Raw genomic sequence first — 20588 nt, forward strand, 5'->3', positions numbered from 1 at the left:
TTCATGCATTATGTGCACTACGGGAAAGAAGCTCCAGAATTGTAATTCACGCTTGTATATGTACTGATTCGCACCAACCATCAGTTCTCTGAGACAGGGATATAAGTCGCTACTAGTATTCCTTCAAAGCCGATATATAATTCGTTCAACTAAACTATGTTTTGTATTATAAAACTTTTTTTAAAAGATTGTCAACAATAATTTTATCACGCTATTTGTGGGCAGTAAAACTCCTACTTCAAAATTTGGCCGGAGCAAAGAAGTTAGATGGAAGCCTTACTGCCCGTAAACGTCCGATTGGTGAGGGCTGATTAAAGTTTCACTTTAGTTCACTTCTAAATCAACATTTAAATTAGATGTATTTCCAGCTGCATCGGTTGCAACAATATGAATTGTATTCTTTCCTTGTTGTAATTGATTACGATCGAAATAAATTTCGTAGTTTTTCTCCCAAGTGTTTAAGAATGCACTTTCCCATATACCATTTCCGTTAATTTCATATTGCATTTTCACTGGAATACCAGGTGCAACCCAACCAGATTCTGTCATCCAATCTAGTAGAATATCGTCAACTTTCCCTCTAATTATGAGATTTTCTTGATCAACTTCGTGCGTTAACTTAGGTGCTGTTCGGTCAATAAACACTGCTCCTGTTTGCTTTGTTTCTCCACCAGAGTTAGAAGCAACAGCTTCGATTTGGTATAAGCCATCAGGTAGAGGGGATCCATTAATTTTTGTACCATTCCATTTGAAAGATTTATAACCAGGTGTTTCATTTTTACCTTGATATACCATGCCTTGATATGTCACGCGGTCTTTCGTAATTAAATTAGCATGAAAGGCTATGTCTTCAACTGGTGTAACTAAATAGTAATTGATTAGGTTGTCATCTAGTATTTTGTCATTATTTGGACTGAAAGTAGAATTAACGATTTCAAGGCCATCAATACGCTTGTATTCTTTCGGATCAATGCTAAATGTAAATGGAATACGCATTTCTTCAGTTTTTCCTTGTTCTTTTACATACAGATTTCCTGTATATACGCCTTGCGGTAAGGAGCTATCTACAGTAATAGTAAATGGTTTTTCAATATTACTATTCGGTTTCAAACTAATCGAAGAAGGGAAAGAAGTCTGGATTTTTGTTTTTGTATCTAGTAATTCAATACGAGTTGAAAAGTTTTTCTTTTTGTTAGAAAGATTTTGTAACGTAATATTTTGTGTTAGCTTTACTTTGCCGCTATTTGGTTTAATAAGACCGAAACTTACGTTGTTCGGTTGCACTAACGCATCAGTTTGAGCTGCTTTTGGAATGTTAATTAAACCAGATCCTTGTGCCATAACAGGATATGTAGTTTCATTTACATCTTTTAATGTTTTTGCTGTATTGGCAAGAGATGCTTTCAATTGTTCTGTCGTCCAATCAGGATGCATTTGACGCAGTAAGGCAACGGCTCCCGCTACCTGTGGCGCAGCCATACTTGTTCCGTTGTGAGATTCATAGCCACCTCTTGGTACAGTACTAGTAATTTGTACGCCAGGTGCAACTATATCAGGCTTTATAAGCCAACTGCCTTGTGATGGTCCTCTTGAACTGAAGTTACCAATAAGTTCGGTTTTGTTTGGTTGTCCAATCTTTATATTTTTCTTTCGTTTTGTAATTACATTTTTCAACTCTTCGCCATTTGTATTTGATAGTTGCATAACTGGAAGAGCTATATCTGCACGTTCGAAATATTCTGGCATAATATTAATTTCTTTTTCGTTAGAAATTAGTAGCACGCCGAGAGCACCAGCTTGCTTTGCTTGTTCTGCTTTTACTAACGTACTCGAAGTTCCTTGTAAAACAAGGGCGAACTTACCTTTCACATCTTGTTTAGCGTAATCGCTTGAATTACCGTAGCCAACATATACAAGCTGAGCATCGTTTCCTACTTGGAAGTCTGCTTTTGATAACGGTAATCCTTGGTAAGATTTATTAGAACCAGCTACTTGGAATGTTGGGAATGGAATAGAAACAGTAGATGCACCAACAGAAATGACACTACTGGCATTACCAGGAGCATCAACAGACCAAGGCTTTGGTCCATCGTTTCCATTTGAAACGACTGCAGTAACACCAAGTTTTGCTGCGCGTTCTAACGTCAGTGTTACAGGTTGATCAGGGACATTCAAATCTTGACCGAGAGATAGATTTAAAACATCTGCACCGTCTTGAATAGCACGCTCAATACCTTGAATAATATCATCTGTCGTACCAGTGCCACCATCATTCATGACACGGTAAGCGAGTATAGAAGCGTTCGGAGCAATCCCCTTTATTTTTCCGTTACCAGCAATAATCCCTGCAACATGGGTACCGTGGACATTTCCATCCATCGGATCATTATCTTCATCGACTGTATCGTAGCCACCGATATAATTTGCTTGTAAATCAGGATGGGTATAGTCTACACCTGAATCGATAACAGCGACTTTCATTCCTTTTCCATCAAGCGGTTTGCCAGTTGGATCTTTTAATTTCCAAGCTTCAGGTGCACCAACTGTAGGACCTCCAACGTTTGGTGTTTCTAAATCCGCAGGGCTTTTTGATGTTTCATGTAACTTATATGTTAAGTTCGGATAAATTGCTTTTACTTCAGGTAAAGAAGCTAAAGCAGCAACTTGATCTCCCGGGATAGAAATAGAGAATCCAGAAAATAACGTACTATACGTTTCTTTTATCTTTGCTTTTGGTGCTTTTTCTTTAATTTTCTTTGTTGTATCCTCTTGTGCTTTTTTTAGTTGTGCATGGTATGATTGCGCATTGCCATTTTTTAAGTCTGGAGCATGCTGAATGTTACTTTGTGAAGCGAGCGGAGCGTGTTGCAATTCTACAATGACTGAAATTTCTTTTGATGTTTTTGTTTCAACATTTTGCGCGATTTTGTTTTCTCCCCATTGTTGAATATTCGCTTTTAACTGTGGACTAAATTGCTTCTCCTTTTGCAGTGATTCAGCATGTGCGCTTAAAGCTCCAAAACTAGAAAAGGCGAGCGCCATACTTAATAGTGTAGATGTAGTCTTTTTCATTGAAACTCCCTCTAATAAAAAGTGCTAATATTCAGAAAAGTTATCTTACATTTTTGTTGTGAAATATAAAATTGAATGTTGGTTAAACTATACTTTCGACATAATTCATACCAATCCTCTTTGAATTAAAAGTTTCTTGGGAAATTTTTTGGAATTATGTCGAATGGGGGATTTTTCACATATTGTAGGTGGGGTGTGAGGAATGCTATGGGGGAAATGGAGGAGTGTTATGAAAAAGGTTGTAGCAAGTGTCATAACAGTATTATTCATATTTTTAAGTTCAATTACTATTACTAAAGCAGAAAATAGTGGGGTGAAAATTGCTTTTATTCGTCATCATGACCTTTGGATTAAAGTTGATGGGAAAGAAAAACAACTTACAAAAGGAGAGAAGGTAACAGGGCCGAAGTGGTCATATGATGGGGAGTGGCTAGCATATGTAAAAGGGAAGAAACAAAGTATTCTTGAGTTATACCGGCTGAAAGATGGAAAGAAAGTTACGCCGTTTCACTCAGAAGCATCGAATTATCAATGGTCACCAACAGAAAATATAATTGCATTTATATTTACAGGTACATTAAATACATTTGATGTAGAAAAAAAGAATGCAGATTTTGAAAATGTATCGGCTGGTGTAGGTGATTATGCATGGTACCCTGATGGAAAGAAGTTTCTTGTATCCTCTGAAGCACACTTACTTCCAACAGGATGGACAGGAGCTCAGCTATATGAAGTGCAAAAAGATGCACATATGAATCCTCACAAAATGAAGCATTTGTATGCATTGCCAAATGAACATGATGATTTTCTAGCGCTAGTTGCAAGTGGGTTTGAGTGGTCACCAGATCGAAAGTGGATTTCATTTTTAGCGGTACCGACAGCTTCATGGTCAGCTGATAGTAATACGCTTTGCTTAGTTCGAGCAGATGGTAGTCGTTTTGAAAAAGTAGATCAAATGTTATTAAACACACAATGGTTCAAATGGGCGCCATCCAAGGATATATTAGCTTATATTGAAGGAAGCGGGAGAGTTGCGTTAGAGAATAAACATTTAAAAGTAAAAGAACTGCCAGCACTTCAGCAGAAAACCTTTACGCCGAAAGGATATGTTGATTGGGATTTTTCGTGGAAGAACGATAAAGTAATTATCGTTTCACGTGCAAAAGAGGCAGGGATAGAAACTCCGCCAGAAAAAAGGCCATTACCGTCTTTATATGAGATTGATAGTACAAGCGATGAACAACATCAAATCACAAAGCCACCTCATAAGCAAGGTGACTATCATCCGATCTTTATGAAGAAGAGCAATCAATTAATATGGATACGTTCAGATCGTAAGAAAGCTAACGTATGGCTTGCCCATAGTGATGGAAAACAGGAAAAGAAGTGGATTGAAAATATAGATGTACCAGAGTGGTATTATGAGAAATGGAATTGGGAAGATGTCATCTCGGTGAAAGAAGAATAAAAAAACTGCCTGAAAGATAATTTTAGGCAGTTTTTTTATCGTTATTTATGTGTTTTATTTGGCTTTTTTTTCGCTGGGTTTCCGTTCCCTTGACGTTTTCTATTTTGTTCGTCTTTTGCTTGTTTTTCATGTAGTGTATTTAAAAAGTCATTTGAGTTACTCATTCTATATCTCTCCTTTCATTTCGTCATAGTTACTATAACCATTTAGGAGGATAATCATGAGTTAGAAGTTAGGCGCTTAATTTTCTACGATAGTATACGTAAAATATTCCATACGTAATAAATAGCATAAGTAAAACTTGTAACTCTACATTTTCTTTTAAAATAGTTGCGCCAGGATCTGGTAAGTAAGGTGATGTATCGCTCGTTCCTAAATCTAACCATTTGTTTAAGAGGTTAATGATACAAAACATGAAAACACCAGACCAGCTTGCAATAATTGCCTTCTGCTTAATTTTTGTTTCCCGTTCATCATCTGTAATCCAAGGATTAGCAGTTTTATCACTATTAAAAAATCCATTTATGTATCCCCATATGCCCATTCCGATAAAGGCGATAATCCATTTCATATTTGTGATTCCCCTCCCTATTGTAAAAAGTATTTGACATATATGATTGTAATATTTTCTAATTAATTATGTCAAATGTTTTTTACAACCAGTTTTTCATATAGCAGGAATAAAGAATGAGATAGGGAAGAAATATGTAAGAGGATTTCATAGTGAGAGGAGGCTGGATATGAAACTCGTCTTTGTTCGGCATGGTGAAGGAGAACATACAAAAGATTTGCCGGCAAGTTTACAAGTGTTGCATCCGCCATTAACGGATGAGGGAAGGGATCAGGCTAAATTACTTCAATGCAATGTGCCATTGCAGGAAACGGATATATTAATTGCTAGCCCTACACTTAGAACTTTACAAACGGCGGCAATATGGAGTGAGAAAGTAGCTTGCAAAAAAATCGTCCATCCATATGTATCCCCACGTATTTTTCCTTATCGAGAAGGAGCGAAAACATTGCCATGTGATCACATAGTAGATCAGGGAATAATAACAAATTTATTTCCACATTTTTCGATAGAGAAAAGCACAAATAAGCAGTTATGGACGGAAGGTATAAATACTATTTCAGAGAAGAGTTTTCAGCAAATAGTAGATGAATTTCTTTTTTGGTGCTATGAGCTAGGCGCTGAAAGAATTTGTATTGTATCTCACGACGGGACAATTACAGCATATAGGCAATATTTACAGAAGGTCGTTTTAACTAGATCTAATTTTTTGCAAGAGACGGGTATATATGAAATGGATGTATCCCTTAAAAGTTTAATTGATGAAATCTAATTATAGGATGGAGGGTGTATGTTGAAGGTTGCACTAGTAGTTGGTTTTAATTCTGATTTAGAGGCGCAATCAATCCGAGCATCGCTTGAATATTTTGGTGCAAGAGTTGTAACATATTGGATTGGTAGACCGAAAGAGTTCATGGATATTCTTTCTGGAAAGGGTTTATATAATGATATTAATTATATTGTCTTTTGCTTTCATGGTGAGGAAGGGAAGTTTGTCATGGAAGAGTTAGGTGAAGATATATATGAACAAAATGAACCGAGGGGGTACTTTGGTGCAGCAGAAATTTATAAATATGCAAAATTGCATAATACACATATTGTAAATAGTGGGTGTACGTTAGGGGAGCAAAAGCTAGCAGAATCTTTTTTACGTAGTGGAGCGAAATCGTATATTGGGTCGATAGATTATGTAGATGGGAATGCAGCACTTATGTTTACAATACGCTTATTTTACGGGGTTATTAACCATAAAAAAACGTTAGAAGAAGCATTTCAAGAAGCGAGGTTAATTGATGAGGAGACACACACATTTCAATTTTATAAATAGTGAAAACGCGTTTGTTCTATATTCGAATAAACGCGTTTCACATTTAACTCACATTTTTTTTACATTTTCTTCAATGAAAACCATTATCACTTGTGGTATGATATGTTCAAGTTTTTACAGGTAATAAAAGTTACTATATAAACGTTAGTTTTTAATGTTTCATACACATGTCACGAATTATTCATAATTAACGTTTGTAAAATAAGTAACTAATGTTATTATATTATCTGTAACTGACTTAATTACAACTTTAGGAGGAAGATATGGTTATTCAATTTTTAAGAGAAAACAAAGCAGTTTCTTTTGTGTTAGCAGTAATCCGAGTGTATCTTGGTTACACATGGTTAATGGCTGGAATCGGTAAACTACAAGGAAAAGGTTTCGATGCAACAGGTTATTTACAAGGTGCAATTGAAAAATCTAAAGGAGCACAACCGGCTGTTCAATCTTGGTGGGCATCATTTCTACAAGATTTCGCAATTCCAAACGTTGATCTATTTAATACACTTGTAACATGGGGAGAGATTTTAGTCGGAATTGGTTTAATTGTAGGCTGTTTAACAAAAACAGCGGTCTTTTTCGGTCTTGTAATGAACTTTTCCTATATGTTTAGTGGGTCAATTGGTGTAAACCCTGAAATGGTTATTTTATCAATGTTCGTTCTAGTTTCTGGTATGAACGCTGGTAAATTTGGAATAGATGGCTTTGTTATTCCGAAAGTATTAGGATCAAAAACTCAAAAACGCCAAAAGCAAGCTGCTTAATATATGAAAGTGGGTATCTCAAAATGAGATACCCGCTTATTTTATTTTTCAAATTGTATCGGATTGTTTTTAAAGAAATCTTTTACATACCCTACAAATTCCTGTGGTTCTTGGCGAAACGGTGCGTGATAACCTTTTTCAATAACATGGAAAGTACTATTTTTTAAGAATTGATGATACGTTTCTCCTTCTTTCCAAGAAACGCTACTATCATTTCTTCCCCATATAATTAAGGTTGGTTGTTTCATTTCATTTGCATTAATTTGAAGACGTCTAGGCCATAATTTCATTTTATTGTAATGCTCTTCATCATTACGCTTGAATTTAACTTTGCTCTCATCATAATCTGCAATAGCAGAAACGGTATTTAAATCAGTCGACAACTGTGGTTTTGGTGAACCTTGTTTATTAACGAATGTATGAGGACCGCCTGTAGCATCAGTTAAAATAAGGTGGGTAACGGCTTCAGGATATAAATATGTTAAATTAAGAGAAATTTCTCCGCCCATTGAGTGGCCCAGTATTGCAAACGAATCGTAACCTAGTTTTTTCATTAATTTATAATACAAATTTGCATGAGTTGGGAAAGAATAGTGAAAATCCATTGGCTTAGATGAGCGCCCGAATCCTAAAGCATCTACAGAAATAATCGTATGATCTTTTGCTAAGTCTGAGTAAATCTTTTGAAAACCATCTGACGATCCTCCAAATCCATGGATCATAAGTAAAGGTGGTTTTTCATTACCAATCTTTTTAAAGTAAATGGTTTGACCATCTATTTCTACCATTTTTTCCTCGGTAGCTAATTTCGCTGTAAGTGTATTTTTAACTTGTTTTACTTGTTCTACTGGCTTTTCTGCTGCACTACATCCTACTAATAGTGTAAGAGTAAGACAACCTACCATAAAATAGCTAAATCGCTTCAATTAGGTGTCCCCTTTCTAACATAACGCTGTATCTATCATAGCAAATAGCATATTACGATTTCCAGGAAGTTGGCTACCATTTTTTATCATAAGAGGTGAAAGGAGCGTTTCTTGGAATTTTTCTGTTTGAAGAAATTTGCGAAATGAAAATTGTGAATGTGGGACATCAATCCTTACTGTGCCATTCCAACATTCACATATGTTTTGTAGTAATTGAATAGCATCTTCTTCTCGTTTGGCGATAAGTGGATTGATACATAATATATTACCTTTTTGTATGCATAAGGAAAAAGCTTCTATACAGTTACGTCTCTCAATTTTAAAAGAGTGGCTGGTTCTTGGTAATAGTAATGAATAAAGTAAAGAACGATCGGCACCAGTTGTAATTTGATCGAGAGAAATAAGCGATATAAGGTCTTTTTCTTTTACTTGTTGTGTATGAGTGATATGTGTCTTAGTAGTTTGTTTTTCAAAACGATGAATCGTCGTTACTGTTTGAAATCCGCATGATGTATAAAGAGGCTCGCCAGCTTTTGTTGCAATAAGTGCAATTGGTTGTTTTAGGTGAGTGTGTTCTAAACAGTGATTAAGCAAAATACGCCCGATGCCTCGGCCTTGAAAAGTAGGATGGACGATTAACATACCAATAGTAGAAAAACTATTTTTAAAAGGAAATACCCCTCCAGCTGCAATCAGTTTATTTTCATACATATAACCGATAAATGTGCCGAGAGAAAGATACATTTCGAATTGCTTTTTCATAAATGCCTTATCTTGTAACCATCCAACAGCTTTGCAAAGGTCGAGTAAATCAAAAATGAAAGATTCATCTAGCTCTATTGTTTTCATAAATGTTCACCACATTTCTATTAATTTTCATGAAAGTAGATTGAAAATGTTAAATGAGAGATTTACGTTACACGAAATCCAACTGGTTTATATTTCGATTGTAAAGGGGAAAATCGTTGATATGAATAGACAAAGTTATACAAATTATAACTGATATTTACATAAGTTAACAAAAAATTTACATATAACTAATTTTCTCTTAATAGTCTTCCATTAAATTTGATAGTGGGAAATGAATAACCTAATTAGGGGGACAAGACAGTGAAAAAGTTTGTGAAAAAAGCATGGCCATTTGCAGTTGTGGCGTCGTTAGCAGTTACTTCGGTGGCAACATGGAATTTTACACGTTCTAGTGAAGTAAATGCGGATGAGAACGGAAGCAATGCAAAGATTAAAAATGTTATTGTGTTAATTGGAGATGGTATGGGTCCTTCATATATGACAGCTCATCGTTATATGAAAGATAATCCAAAAACATTCGAAATGGAATCTACAGAGTTTGATAAACATCTTGTAGGAACACAAAAAACATATCCGGAAGATGAACATGAAAATATCACAGACTCTGCATCAGCAGCAACAGCTATGTCAGCAGGAATTAAAACATATAATGCGGCCATTGCAGTTGATAATGATAAAGCAGAAGTGAAAACTGTCCTTGAACAAGCGAAAGAAAAAGGGAAATCAACAGGATTAGTTGCTACTTCTGAAATTACACATGCAACACCAGCTGCGTTCGGTGCGCATGACATTAGTCGTAAAAATATGGACGCAATTGCAAATGATTATTTTGATGAGAAAATTAAAGGGAAGCATAAAGTAGACGTTATGCTTGGCGGCGGTGTAAATAACTTTGTTAGAAAAGATCGCAATCTTACAGAAGAATTTAAGAAATCTGGTTATAGCTATGTAACAGATCGCAATCAATTGTTAAATGATAAAAATGATCAAATTCTTGGTTTATTTGCGCCAGGTGGTTTAGATAAAATGATTGACCGTACCGATAAAACACCTTCATTAGAAGAAATGACAAATGCAGCAATTGAGCGTTTGAACAAAAATAAAAATGGTTTCTTCTTAATGGTTGAAGGAAGTCAAATCGACTGGGCTGGACACGATAATGATATCGTTGGTGCAATGAGTGAAATGGAAGACTTTGAAAAAGCATTTAAAGCAGCGATTGAGTTTGCGAAAAAAGATAAAAATACGTTAGTCGTTGCAACGGCAGACCACGCTACTGGCGGATTATCTTTAGGTGCGAATGGTGAGTATAACTTTAAAGTAGATCCAATTAAAGCTGCAAAACGCACACCAGACTTCATGGCAAATGAGATTGCAAAAGGTGCAAATGTAGAAGAAACATTGAAAAAATATATTGATTTACAATTAACACCAGAAGAAATTAAAGCGGTAAATGATATTGCTCCTTCAAAAGATGTAACAAAGATTGATAATGCGATTGAGGATATTTTCAATAAGCGTTCGGTTACAGGATGGACTACAGGTGGGCATACAGGGGAAGATGTAAACGTATATGCATTTGGCCCTGGTAAATACTTGTTCTCTGGCGTTCAAGAGAATACAAATATCGCTAAACGTGTCTTTGATATTGTTGGGGGTGGCGATCCGAATAAAGGAAGACGCTAATTATAAATGAAAGTGAGGCGAAATGCCTCACTTTTCTTTTTAGGAGATGGGAAGATGGGGGCTTTTTTCAGAGGGATAGGATCCCTTCTAATAGGTGTATTATTGCTAGTTGGATGTCAATCCAAAGAGAATCAGATAGAAAAAAAATCTACTACTACAAAAGCTGAGGAAAAGGTACAAATAACGAAAGAAGAAGAGAAATCGATTCAAGATGTTATGGAGAAGTTTGTACGGACGACAAATGAAAAAAATCTTGCTGAACATATGGAGTTATTTTCAAAGAAGATGCCTAGTGCTGAAGACTTAAAAACACAAAAAGAAGCAGCTTTTCAAAAGGGAAATAAGAAAATTGAATTGGAACATATAGATATGAAAGCTAGTAAAGCAGGGTATGTTGTTGTTGAAACGAAGGAAAAAGAAATAGAGGGGGAGGTCACTCTTCAGAAGAACGTACAGTATGCGCTTGGAAAAGAAGAGGATGGATGGAAAATTGAAGAGGTTCGCATGATAGGGAAGAAATAAAGTGAAACTTTAATTAGGAAGTCTTACTACCCGTAAATAGCGAAATAAAAAAGGTTCTCATTGGAGAGAACCTTTTTTATAGTGGTAACATAATTTGATTTGAACATGCTTCAATATCATCAATATCTTGGCGAATGGTTGCCATTTTATTATCAAGATCTTCAGCTTTCATTGCTGCATCGTGTAGTTCATCTTTTAAATACTCAGGTATTTTCCCTTCATATTTATAGTAAAGTTTATGTTCTAAACTTGCCCAAAAATCCATAGCAAGTGTACGTAACTGAATTTCTGCAAATACATCTTTTGTACCAGAATTCAGTGATAAAGGATATTTAATAATCATGTGTAAACTTTTATATCCGTTTCCCTTTGGATTAGCGATATAATCTTTTACTTCAATGATTTCCATATCTTCACGCTTTTGAATAACATTTTTTAAATGATAGATATCTTCTACGAAGCAACATGTAATACGAATGCCGATGATATCTTGTAAATGAGTTTGGGCATTTTCAACTGTTGGTAATAAATTTTTACGCTCAAGCTTTTTAATAATACTTTCAGGTTGTTTTAGTCTTGTTTTTATATGTTCAAACGGGTTGTAATCCTCTAAAAATTGAGCTTCCCGGTTCATAATTTCAAATTTAGTTTTTAACTCTTCTAAAGCAAATGTATATGGTAGTACAAAAGCTTTCCAATAGTTAACTGTTGATTGATTATATTCCATTTATATACACACCTTTTCCAATTTACAAGCGAGGTTGTTATTATACTAAATACCAAAGCATATAAGCGCAAGCAGCAAATGATGAGATCATAAAACGATATTTAGTTTTCATACTTTCAACTCCTTTCGAGTAAGATTCTATATAAATAAACGTGATTGTTAATAAGTTCACTATGTATAATTCTTATAGTAATAGATTCGTGTGAATTTCGTATGAACTAATTGTTTCAGCTTTTTGTCTTTTTTTGTGAAGCATCATTATTATCCATAACTTAAAGTGTTTTCATTTGATTTATTTTATTATATAAATTAATGTATATTTGAATTTATGGTTATTAAGGGGGCTATAAGGTGAACTTTGAAGAATTAGCAATTGCTAGACGTTCTGCAATGAAATTTGTACAAGAAATAGAAATCCCTGATGAGGATTTTAAAAAAATATTTGAGCTAACAAAGCTTTCTCCATCTTGTTATAATTTGCAACATACACATTATGTTGTAATTCGTGATCAAGAGCGCAAAGAAAGATTAAAAGAGTTAGCTTTTAGGCAGTATAAAGTATCAAGTGCATCTGCAGTAATACTTGTTTGTGGTGATAAGAGAGCATATCAAAATGTCGAAAATATTTATTTTGGTATGAAGGTTTTAAAGATGATTGATGAATGTGAGTATGAAGATACAATTAGGCAAACGAAAGGGTTATATGAAGGAAAAGGAGAACGCTTCATGGAAGAGGAAGCGATTAGAAATGCTTCGTTAAGTGCGATGACTTTTATGTACGCAGCTAAATATTATGGCTATGATACGTGTCCGATGATCGGTTTTGATGAAAAAGCAGTACAAAGTGAATTAAATATGCCGGAGCATGTAGTACCTGTTTTAATGATTACGATAGGAAAAAGTGATACTACTAAAACTCGCCCACGAGGATATCGAAAACCGATTAGTGAGTTTGTTACATACGAAACATTTTAATACAAGGTATAGATTACTTAAACAAAAGGGTTCTATTTAGATCCCTTTTGTTTTGCAATTGACAAATAGAATGAAGTTATATAATATATAAATCGTAATCATTACGTTTTAGTTTGCGATCTTTAAAAGAAAGGAGAATTACAAATGCGTGTAAATATTACATTAGCTTGTACCGAGTGCGGTGATCGTAATTATATTTCTAAAAAAAATAAACGAAACAATCCAGAGCGCATCGAACTAAAAAAATATTGTCCACGATTAAAGCGAGTAACGTTACATCGTGAAACGAAGTAGAAGACTAGAGATATCTCTAGTCTTTTTTTGTTTATATTTCTTTGGTTTTGTTTGTTATAATTACCTTAAATTGTAATAAAGGGAGCGGTATGATGAATCAAAAAGATAAAGAAAGAAAAGAGCAAGTGGCTCATATTATTGACATTTCAGATGATTATAGTCTTGTTGTAGATGATCAAGAAGGTGTGGATGACCCATATCATCTATTATGGTGGGAACATAAAGCGGATGAGGAGAGAACAATACAGATTACACTGAATAGACATACCGGTAATTTAATTGACTTTAGGATAGAGGAGGGAAATTCTATTTTGAGCGGCAAGGAAGCGATAGAGGAGAATAAAGCAAGAGGGATTGCAAATGTATTCTTAAAAAAATATATAAAAGAAGGATATGAATTTTATACATATGTAACTGTTAAGGATAATTGGCGCGGTTGGAAAGAAGTAAATTATATGCAAGAAGTGAATAGCTATCCATTGCCGAATACAGGGTGTGTCGTGCGAGTTCATCCTTCAGGTAATGTTGTACATTTTCGTTATAATGGACAAAAAGCTATCGAGAAAAAACCGTTATGGCCAAGTGAAATTGTTGAGGAGAATGTCGTTTTAGAAAATTTGAAAGCTAGACAAAATATGAGACTTGTATTTGTAGATTTAACACACTCTTCATGTGAGTATGAAAATGGAAAAGAAGTAAAAGGGTACCATCTTGTATATGAACCAGAACCTAGTCATGCATCTATTAATGCAAGTACGGGAGAAGATTTGTTTGGATCAGAACATTATAAATTACCGCCGACAGTAGCTGTTGAAAAAACAAAAAAAGGTAGCCGGCAAGGTGACATATTCGAATTATTTGGCTGGGATAAAGAAAGTTTTATAAAAGTAGATGAGACGGAAAATGATGATGAAATAAGGATGAAATTTGTTCCGAAAGAGGAATTACAAAAACAGAAAGAAGAACAGAATCCATATTTAATGAATGAATTCTTTAAGAAGCATTTACCGATGTTAAAATATAATAATTTAATTGGCATTACGGTTGATAAATTAACCAGTGAATTAATTGGTTTTATAAAACTGACAGAAGATAAAGAAGCAAAGCAAATACTGTCTAGAGAGGAATGTTTACAAAAAGCAATTCAATTTTTAGAGCGAGTGATTCCGGATATCACACAATATCTTCGCCTTTGGGAGGAACGTGAAGAAGCAGAAGATGGGATTGAAAGATTTAACTTTTCCGTATATGTGAATGGTATTCCGGCAGAGTATAAGCACTTTATGATCAACATCAATGCAGAAAATGGTGCAGTGATACACTACTCTGGAGAGTCTAGCAAATTTATAAAAGGATTACTTGCATATGAAACAACACCAAAAGTAACAAAAGAAGAAGCGTTAGAAATATACAGAGAGGCTATCCGAGTTAAATTAGAATGGTCTATAGATCATGACGTAGAGGAAACGGTATATCAATTGCTGTATAAACAAACAACGGATGAAAATTATAAAGAATTCTTCGACTGTAGTCGAGAAATTCGTTATATTGATGCGCATACTGGGGAGAAAATTTGGAGTAAATACTAGTAAAAGCCAATCGATATGTATCGACTGGCTTTTACTATGTTCTTAGAATTATTTATTAATTGCCGTTAAGTGGTTGAAGAATACCATCTTGAGCTTTTGACCAATCATATAGGTTTCCATCAGATCCCACTGCAAAATTTAGAGCACGTGAGTTCTCAGGAGATTCGCGTCCATATAAAACGTCGTATAGTTTAATACCATTTATTGTGCCAATTAGTTTGTCTTCGCCGGAGCCGTAACGAATTTCATCTGAGCGAGCTCCCATTCTTTTTTCTAGAACTTTTATAGCATCTTCACTTGTGAATGTAATAGTATCAGTTTGTTTATTTGGTTGCTTAGCTGGTTGTTGTTCTTTTTGTGTGTTTTTAGACTCTGCTTCAGGTTTTGTATTATTTTTAACTGTGTTGTTATCTTCATTTTTTTTGTTGTTTTCAGTAGTTGCTTTGCTCTCAGTTTTTGTATTGTTTTTAGGTGTTGCATTGTTTTCATTTTTTTTGTTGTTTTCGGTAGTTGTGTTGTTTTCAGCTTTTGTGCTGTTTTTAGCTGTTACGCTGTTTTCATTTTTTTTGTTGTTTTCATTTTTTTTGTTGTTTTCAGTAGTTGAGTGGTTCTCAGTCTTTGGCTGGTTTTCAGTTTTTACGTTATTCTCGTTTGTTGCATTTTCCTCAGTTTTCACACTGTCTTCATCTTTTTGTTTATCTTCTGTTTTTGTGCTGTCTTTTGATGCTGCAGTATCCTGTTTAGTCGTTTCAGGTTTTGTGGGCGAAGTTTGTTGTCCGCAAGCTGACAGTAAGAAAAAAGATAGTGTGAGTACTACTAGTTTTGTTATTTGTGAAGTAAAGTATTGCATGAAAACACCTCTTTCAAAATTTTGGAACTTAACATATTGTAATACATTGGAAAAAATATTCAAGGTATGAAAGACTTATTTCGTTCGACAAAAAGCTAAGGATTCCATATTTATATCGTACAGACACAAACAACCTCACGCCCACATACACATAGTAAAGACCACTATTTTGGCGGGGGTGAAAGGTTTGAGTCTATTCGCCGCAATTGGATATATGGTTCGAGAAGTGTTTGTCTTTGTTTCTTATGTGAAGAATAATGCGTTTCCGCAGCCGTTATCATCAGACGACGAGAGAAAGTACTTAGAGTTAATGGAGCAAGGTGATGCTCAAGCGAGAAATCTTTTAATTGAACATAATTTACGGCTTGTAGCTCATATCGTTAAAAAATTTGAAAACACAGGAGAAGATGCAGAAGATTTAATTTCGATTGGTACAATTGGGCTTATTAAAGCGATCGAGAGCTATTCTGCAGGAAAAGGCACAAAACTTGCGACGTATGCAGCACGCTGTATTGAAAATGAAATTTTGATGCATTTACGTGTACTGAAAAAAACGAAAAAGGACGTTTCACTTCATGATCCAATCGGGCAAGATAAAGAGGGGAATGAAATATCGCTTATTGATATATTAAAATCAGAGTCTGAAGATGTAATTGATATGATCCAGCTTAGTATGGAGTTAGAAAAGATTAAAGAGTATATCGATATTTTAGACGAACGAGAGAAAGAAGTGATCGTGAAGCGTTTTGGACTGGGGCTTGATAAGGAGAAAACGCAACGAGAGATTGCAAAGGCGCTTGGTATTTCCAGAAGCTACGTATCAAGAATTGAAAAGCGCGCTTTAATGAAAATGTTCCATGAATTTGTAAGAGCGGAGAAAGAGAAAAAAGCGAAAGAATAATGTACATTGCAAGCAGCCGTATTTTAAAATTGGCTGCTTTTCTTTTTGTAAATCAGGAAAGAAAAAGAGTTGTGTTCAGAAGAAATCCATGTTCACTGTTGAAAATGACGGATTCTATCTGTAATATTAGAGGGTGCTAAACAATTTAAGAATAATATCATACTTAGTCTTCCGCATGTATAATATGGCAGTTCTATATGATATGTGGGAATAAGAACCAGTTTTACATATGATATAGAAGGAAAAGAAGGGGAAGCTAAAGTTATAGACTGATTAGGAGGTTTCGCAATTTGCGACGTACATTATATCGACTTATGATCGAACTTACAAATGGTCGTTTTACTTCTTATATATTACGTAAATTTGCACAATCTCGTTTGAGCACTATCATTATTCCATCGTATGCGAAAGTTTTTCGAATTAATCAAGATGAGATGGAAAAGGGTTTGAAGGAATATAGAACATTGCATGAATTATTTACACGTAAGCTAAAAGAAGGAAAGCGTAGTATTGATACAGATACATTGAGTATCGTTAGTCCTGTTGATGGTGTTTTTGCTGATCACGGTCCTATTGAGGACACGAAAACATTTGATATTAAAGGCAAGCGTTATTCGATTGTGGATATGCTAGGTAATGAAGAACGTGCAAAGCGATATGCTGGTGGTACATACATGGTTATTTATTTAAGCCCAAGTCATTATCATCGTATTCATAGTCCGCTTTCTGGTTCTGTGACTGAAAGATTTGTACTCGGTAGAAAATCATATCCGGTAAATGCAGCTGGTATGGAATACGGGAAAGAACCATTGTCAAAAAATTATCGCTCTGTTACAGAAGTAAATAGTGATGGTGAACATATGGCGCTTGTAAAAGTAGGAGCTATGTTTGTTAATAGTATTGAGCTGTTACATGAAAGAAGTACTGTTCAAAAAGGTGAAGAAATGGCATACTTTACATTCGGTTCAACAGTTGTGTTATTGTTTGAAAAAGATATGATAGAAGTAGTACAGCATTTGAAGAGTGGACAAGAGCTTCGTCTTGGTGAAAAAATTGCTACTCGAGTGGCTCATAAGTAAAGAAAAGATTTTATAATTGTAAGCAAGAGTTATGGACAAAGATGCTTAATGATGAAATTCCCTAGATGGGAGTACTTGTTTATTCGAGAGCCATCGCAGGATGGCTCTTTTTACAAGTTAGCTAATGAAAATTTTACTTTAATATATAATCAAGACGATTTGACAAGCTTGTCCTCTAATGAGCGTCTAATCATTTCTTGTTTTATAAGTAAAATGAAGTCGGGATTTAATTTTAGTTCTTTTGCTTTATAATAAGACTCAGTGAGTAACTCAGTAGATAACTGTTCCATATGTTTTGTTTTCAAGGTGAGTCACCTCCTAATAATATAAGGATTGATTCGTTGTTGCATTTAATGTACCAAAAAAATATGACAGTCACAAACGGGTAGTTATCCACACACCTAAGTGGATAAAGTGTGTATAGATTGTTAGTAAATTCCAAATTAACTGAAAAATTAATGTGGAAAATGTGTACAATTTTATCCACAGGTTATATATCGAAATATGTTGTCGAAAAATTTTTATGAAAACTCCTCAAAGAGGTGAAAGAAATTGAAGTTGTTTTTACCAAATGAATATGTGAAAAATGTATATCATGTTCAAGCAGAAGATTTGAAGAAACGTGGAATTAAAGGTGTTATTACTGATTTAGATAACACTTTAATTGAATGGGATCGTCCAAATGCAACGCCACAACTTGAAGAATGGTTTTTGAAAATGAAAGAGCAAGGCATCCAAGTGACGGTCGTTTCAAATAATAATGAGCAACGTGTGAAAGACTTTGCTGATCCATTAGGTATTCCATTTATTCATAGTGCACGTAAACCATTTGTTCGCGCATTTAAGCGTGCGATACAAGAGATGCGTTTACAACCAGATGAAGTTGTAGTAATTGGGGATCAGTTACTAACGGATGTGCTAGGTGGAAACCGAGTGGGCCTTCATACGATTTTAGTTGTACCGGTAGCACAAACGGATGGATTAGTAACGCGCTTTAATCGGAAAATTGAACGAAGAATTATGAGAAATATGAAGAAAAAAGGTTTAATTAATTGGGAGGAATAAAGTTTGACTGAAACAATTAAATGTATTGGTTGCGGTGTAGAAATTCAAACAGAAGATAAAAATGAAGTGGGATATGCTCCTACCTCATCTTTAGAGAAAGAACAAGTAATTTGTCAACGCTGTTTTCGCTTGAAGCATTACAATGAAATTCAAGATGTATCATTAACAGATGATGACTTCCTACGTATTCTAAATGGAATTGGAAAATCGGATGCATTAGTAGTTAAGATTGTAGATATTTTTGATTTTAATGGTAGCTGGTTACCTGGCTTACATCGTTTCGTGGGAAATAATAAAGTATTACTTGTTGGGAATAAAGCTGATTTAATTCCTAAGTCAGTAAAACATGATAAAGTAAAGCATTGGATGCGCTATAGTGCAAAGCAGCTAGGATTAAAACCAGAAGATGTCTTTTTAATTAGTGCAGCGAAAGGACAAGGGATTGCTGAGCTGGCAGATGCGATTGAGTATTACCGAGGCGGAAAAGATGTTTACGTTGTTGGATGTACGAATGTAGGAAAATCAACATTTATTAATCGTATGATTAAAGAATTTAGTGATGAGACTGAAAATGTAATTACAACATCTCATTTCCCAGGAACAACGCTTGATTTAATTGATATTCCGTTAGACGAAGAATCTTCTTTATATGATACGCCAGGTATTATTAACCACCATCAAATGGCTCATTATGTTGGAAAAGAAAGCTTAAAGCTTATTACACCAACAAAAGAAATTAAGCCAATGGTATTCCAATTAAATGAAGAACAAACGTTATTCTTTAGTGGACTGGCGCGTTTTGATTATGTAAGTGGTGGTCGCCGTGCGTTTACTTGTCACTTCTCGAATCGTTTAACAATCCATCGTACAAAGCTTGAGAAAGCAGATGAATTGTATAAAAATCATGCTGGGGATTTACTAAGCCCACCAACACCAGAAGAATTAGCAAATATGCCAGAACTAGTGAAATATGAATTTAATATTCGTGAACCAAAAACGGATGTTGTATTCTCTGGATTAGGATGGGTTACTGTAAACGAACCGGGAGCAAAAATTGTTGCACACGTACCAAAAGGAGTAAGTGTTTCGCTACGTAAATCTTTAATTTAATATGGAGAGGGATTTATGAAACAATTATATGGTGTAATCGGAAATCCAATTGGACATTCATTATCACCCGTTATGCATAACGATGCATTTGAACACTTGAATATGGATGCCCATTATCATGCATTTCTTGTTAAAGAGGAAGTGCTAGGGGAAGCAGTAAGAGGTTTAAAAGCATTAGGTATTTCAGGATTTAATGTAACAACTCCGCACAAAGTTGCTATTATGGATTACTTGGATGAGATTGACCCGCTAGCAAAACAAATTGGTGCAGTAAATACAGTGGTTCATAAGGATGGAAAACTGATTGGCTATAATACAGATGGAATTGGTTTTGTCCGAGCGCTGCAGGCAATTAGTAGTGAACCACTTCAAGAGAAACGTATTTTACTGCTTGGCGCAGGTGGTGCTAGTCGAGCTATTTATTTTTCTCTTGCTGATGTAGGTGTGAAAGAGATTGATGTAGCTAATCGTACAGTAGATAAGGCGAAAGAACTTATTGCTGCATGTAAGGCTCATGTTAATTCTGTTGCTTTATCGTTAGAAAAAGCAACAGAAGAACAAGGAAATTATGATATTATCATTCAGACGACAACAATAGGTATGCATCCACGCGTCGAATATACACCATTACAAATTTCTTCGTTAAAAAAAGGAACGATTGTATCAGATATAATTTATAATCCATTTGAAACGAAAATTTTATGTGAGGCAAACGAGCAAGGTGCAATGATTCAAAATGGTATTGATATGTTTGTTTATCAAGGGGCACTTGCATTTGAAATGTGGACAGGACGTGTACCGAATATCGATAGAATGAAACAATTAGTTATAAGAAAGCTTGGAGGCTAACAT

22 protein-coding genes and 1 other annotated feature (1 of these 23 only partly in view) are annotated in these 20588 nt (G+C 34.9%); of the genes, 14 read left to right on the forward strand and 8 right to left on the reverse strand.

What is annotated here, in order from left to right; all coding sequences use genetic code 11:
* Positions 1 to 136, reverse strand: a binding site (T-box leader) (it extends 94 nt beyond the left edge of the window).
* A gap of 188 nt (positions 137 to 324) precedes the next feature.
* Positions 325 to 3072, reverse strand: a complete 2748-nt coding sequence (locus tag QCI44_RS05695) for a S8 family serine peptidase (RefSeq protein WP_098985795.1) — start codon at positions 3070 to 3072, stop codon at positions 325 to 327.
* A 229-nt stretch (positions 3073 to 3301) separates the two neighbouring features.
* On the opposite strand from QCI44_RS05695, the gene QCI44_RS05700 reads away from it, so the two are divergent.
* On the forward strand, positions 3302 to 4540 hold the full coding sequence (locus QCI44_RS05700) for a TolB family protein (RefSeq protein WP_016086205.1): 1239 nt from the start codon (positions 3302 to 3304) through the stop codon (positions 4538 to 4540).
* A 41-nt stretch (positions 4541 to 4581) separates the two neighbouring features.
* Here QCI44_RS05700 and QCI44_RS05705 read toward each other — a convergent pair whose 3' ends face one another.
* Entirely contained in the window at positions 4582 to 4704 is a 123-nt protein-coding gene (locus QCI44_RS05705) for a DUF4023 domain-containing protein (protein WP_000071864.1), read from the reverse strand.
* Between the two features lie 68 nt (positions 4705 to 4772).
* Positions 4773 to 5111, reverse strand: coding sequence for a hypothetical protein (locus QCI44_RS05710; protein ID WP_016086206.1), 339 nt, complete (start codon positions 5109 to 5111; stop codon positions 4773 to 4775).
* A gap of 169 nt (positions 5112 to 5280) precedes the next feature.
* Here QCI44_RS05710 and QCI44_RS05715 point away from each other — a divergent pair, with 169 nt between their 5' ends.
* From QCI44_RS05715 to QCI44_RS05725, 3 genes are all read left to right on the forward strand, one after another.
* Positions 5281 to 5883: a histidine phosphatase family protein gene (locus QCI44_RS05715; protein WP_088084358.1), complete on the forward strand. Its 603-nt coding sequence runs from the start codon at positions 5281 to 5283 to the stop codon at positions 5881 to 5883.
* 18 nt (positions 5884 to 5901) lie between these two features.
* A complete protein-coding gene (locus QCI44_RS05720) occupies positions 5902 to 6438 on the forward strand; it encodes a delta-aminolevulinic acid dehydratase (protein ID WP_088084357.1) in 537 nt (178 codons plus the stop codon).
* A 263-nt stretch (positions 6439 to 6701) separates the two neighbouring features.
* Positions 6702 to 7202, forward strand: coding sequence for a DoxX family protein (locus tag QCI44_RS05725; RefSeq protein ID WP_000236600.1), 501 nt, complete (start codon positions 6702 to 6704; stop codon positions 7200 to 7202).
* A 41-nt stretch (positions 7203 to 7243) separates the two neighbouring features.
* Here the strand turns inward: QCI44_RS05725 and QCI44_RS05730 are convergent, their stop codons facing one another.
* Both QCI44_RS05730 and QCI44_RS05735 read right to left on the reverse strand, forming a co-directional pair.
* Positions 7244 to 8128 carry an alpha/beta fold hydrolase gene (locus QCI44_RS05730; protein WP_016086209.1) on the reverse strand — a complete coding sequence of 295 codons (885 nt, stop codon included), beginning with the start codon at positions 8126 to 8128 and terminating at the stop codon, positions 7244 to 7246.
* A gap of 15 nt (positions 8129 to 8143) precedes the next feature.
* A complete protein-coding gene (locus tag QCI44_RS05735) occupies positions 8144 to 8977 on the reverse strand; it encodes a GNAT family N-acetyltransferase (protein WP_016135348.1) in 834 nt (277 codons plus the stop codon).
* Positions 8978 to 9238: 261 nt separating this feature from the next.
* On the opposite strand from QCI44_RS05735, the gene QCI44_RS05740 reads away from it, so the two are divergent.
* Both QCI44_RS05740 and QCI44_RS05745 read left to right on the forward strand, forming a co-directional pair.
* Entirely contained in the window at positions 9239 to 10624 is a 1386-nt protein-coding gene (locus QCI44_RS05740; protein WP_016086211.1) for an alkaline phosphatase, read from the forward strand.
* A gap of 54 nt (positions 10625 to 10678) precedes the next feature.
* A complete protein-coding gene (locus QCI44_RS05745; protein ID WP_016086212.1) occupies positions 10679 to 11146 on the forward strand; it encodes a hypothetical protein in 468 nt (155 codons plus the stop codon).
* Positions 11147 to 11222: 76 nt separating this feature from the next.
* Here QCI44_RS05745 and QCI44_RS05750 read toward each other — a convergent pair whose 3' ends face one another.
* On the reverse strand, positions 11223 to 11873 hold the full coding sequence (locus QCI44_RS05750; protein WP_016086213.1) for a GTP pyrophosphokinase: 651 nt from the start codon (positions 11871 to 11873) through the stop codon (positions 11223 to 11225).
* A gap of 390 nt (positions 11874 to 12263) precedes the next feature.
* Between QCI44_RS05750 and QCI44_RS05755 the strand changes: the two genes are divergently transcribed.
* The 3 genes from QCI44_RS05755 to QCI44_RS05765 all read left to right on the forward strand — a co-directional run bounded on the left by QCI44_RS05755 (position 12264) and on the right by QCI44_RS05765 (position 14731).
* Complete coding sequence (locus QCI44_RS05755) at positions 12264 to 12848, forward strand: nitroreductase family protein (protein WP_206777581.1); 585 nt, start codon at positions 12264 to 12266, stop codon at positions 12846 to 12848.
* Between the two features lie 144 nt (positions 12849 to 12992).
* Positions 12993 to 13142 carry a 50S ribosomal protein L33 gene (rpmG, locus tag QCI44_RS05760; protein ID WP_001265617.1) on the forward strand — a complete coding sequence of 50 codons (150 nt, stop codon included), beginning with the start codon at positions 12993 to 12995 and terminating at the stop codon, positions 13140 to 13142.
* A gap of 92 nt (positions 13143 to 13234) precedes the next feature.
* On the forward strand, positions 13235 to 14731 hold the full coding sequence (locus QCI44_RS05765; RefSeq protein ID WP_353811030.1) for a YcdB/YcdC domain-containing protein: 1497 nt from the start codon (positions 13235 to 13237) through the stop codon (positions 14729 to 14731).
* 55 nt (positions 14732 to 14786) lie between these two features.
* Here QCI44_RS05765 and QCI44_RS05770 read toward each other — a convergent pair whose 3' ends face one another.
* A complete protein-coding gene (locus QCI44_RS05770; protein ID WP_116363329.1) occupies positions 14787 to 15581 on the reverse strand; it encodes a hypothetical protein in 795 nt (264 codons plus the stop codon).
* A gap of 187 nt (positions 15582 to 15768) precedes the next feature.
* On the opposite strand from QCI44_RS05770, the gene sigK reads away from it, so the two are divergent.
* On the forward strand, positions 15769 to 16482 hold the full coding sequence (gene sigK / locus QCI44_RS05775; protein ID WP_000051382.1) for an RNA polymerase sporulation sigma factor SigK: 714 nt from the start codon (positions 15769 to 15771) through the stop codon (positions 16480 to 16482).
* A 290-nt stretch (positions 16483 to 16772) separates the two neighbouring features.
* Positions 16773 to 17561, forward strand: coding sequence for a phosphatidylserine decarboxylase (locus QCI44_RS05780; protein WP_353811031.1), 789 nt, complete (start codon positions 16773 to 16775; stop codon positions 17559 to 17561).
* 149 nt (positions 17562 to 17710) lie between these two features.
* Here QCI44_RS05780 and sda read toward each other — a convergent pair whose 3' ends face one another.
* Positions 17711 to 17866 carry a sporulation histidine kinase inhibitor Sda gene (gene sda / locus QCI44_RS05785; protein WP_000850097.1) on the reverse strand — a complete coding sequence of 52 codons (156 nt, stop codon included), beginning with the start codon at positions 17864 to 17866 and terminating at the stop codon, positions 17711 to 17713.
* Between the two features lie 247 nt (positions 17867 to 18113).
* Here sda and QCI44_RS05790 point away from each other — a divergent pair, with 247 nt between their 5' ends.
* The 3 genes from QCI44_RS05790 to aroE are packed head-to-tail and all read left to right on the forward strand — an operon-like array spanning position 18114 to position 20585.
* Positions 18114 to 18626 (forward strand): YqeG family HAD IIIA-type phosphatase, encoded by a 513-nt coding sequence (locus tag QCI44_RS05790; RefSeq protein ID WP_016086218.1) that lies wholly within the window; start codon positions 18114 to 18116, stop codon positions 18624 to 18626.
* 3 nt (positions 18627 to 18629) lie between these two features.
* Positions 18630 to 19736: a ribosome biogenesis GTPase YqeH gene (gene yqeH, locus QCI44_RS05795; protein WP_016086219.1), complete on the forward strand. Its 1107-nt coding sequence runs from the start codon at positions 18630 to 18632 to the stop codon at positions 19734 to 19736.
* Positions 19737 to 19751: 15 nt separating this feature from the next.
* A complete protein-coding gene (gene aroE, locus QCI44_RS05800; protein WP_016086220.1) occupies positions 19752 to 20585 on the forward strand; it encodes a shikimate dehydrogenase in 834 nt (277 codons plus the stop codon).
* Positions 20586 to 20588 lie beyond the last annotated feature (3 nt).

Origin of the sequence: Bacillus cereus group sp. RP37 (assembly GCF_040459695.1) — a bacterium.
Taxonomy (GTDB): Bacteria; Bacillota; Bacilli; order Bacillales; family Bacillaceae_G; genus Bacillus_A.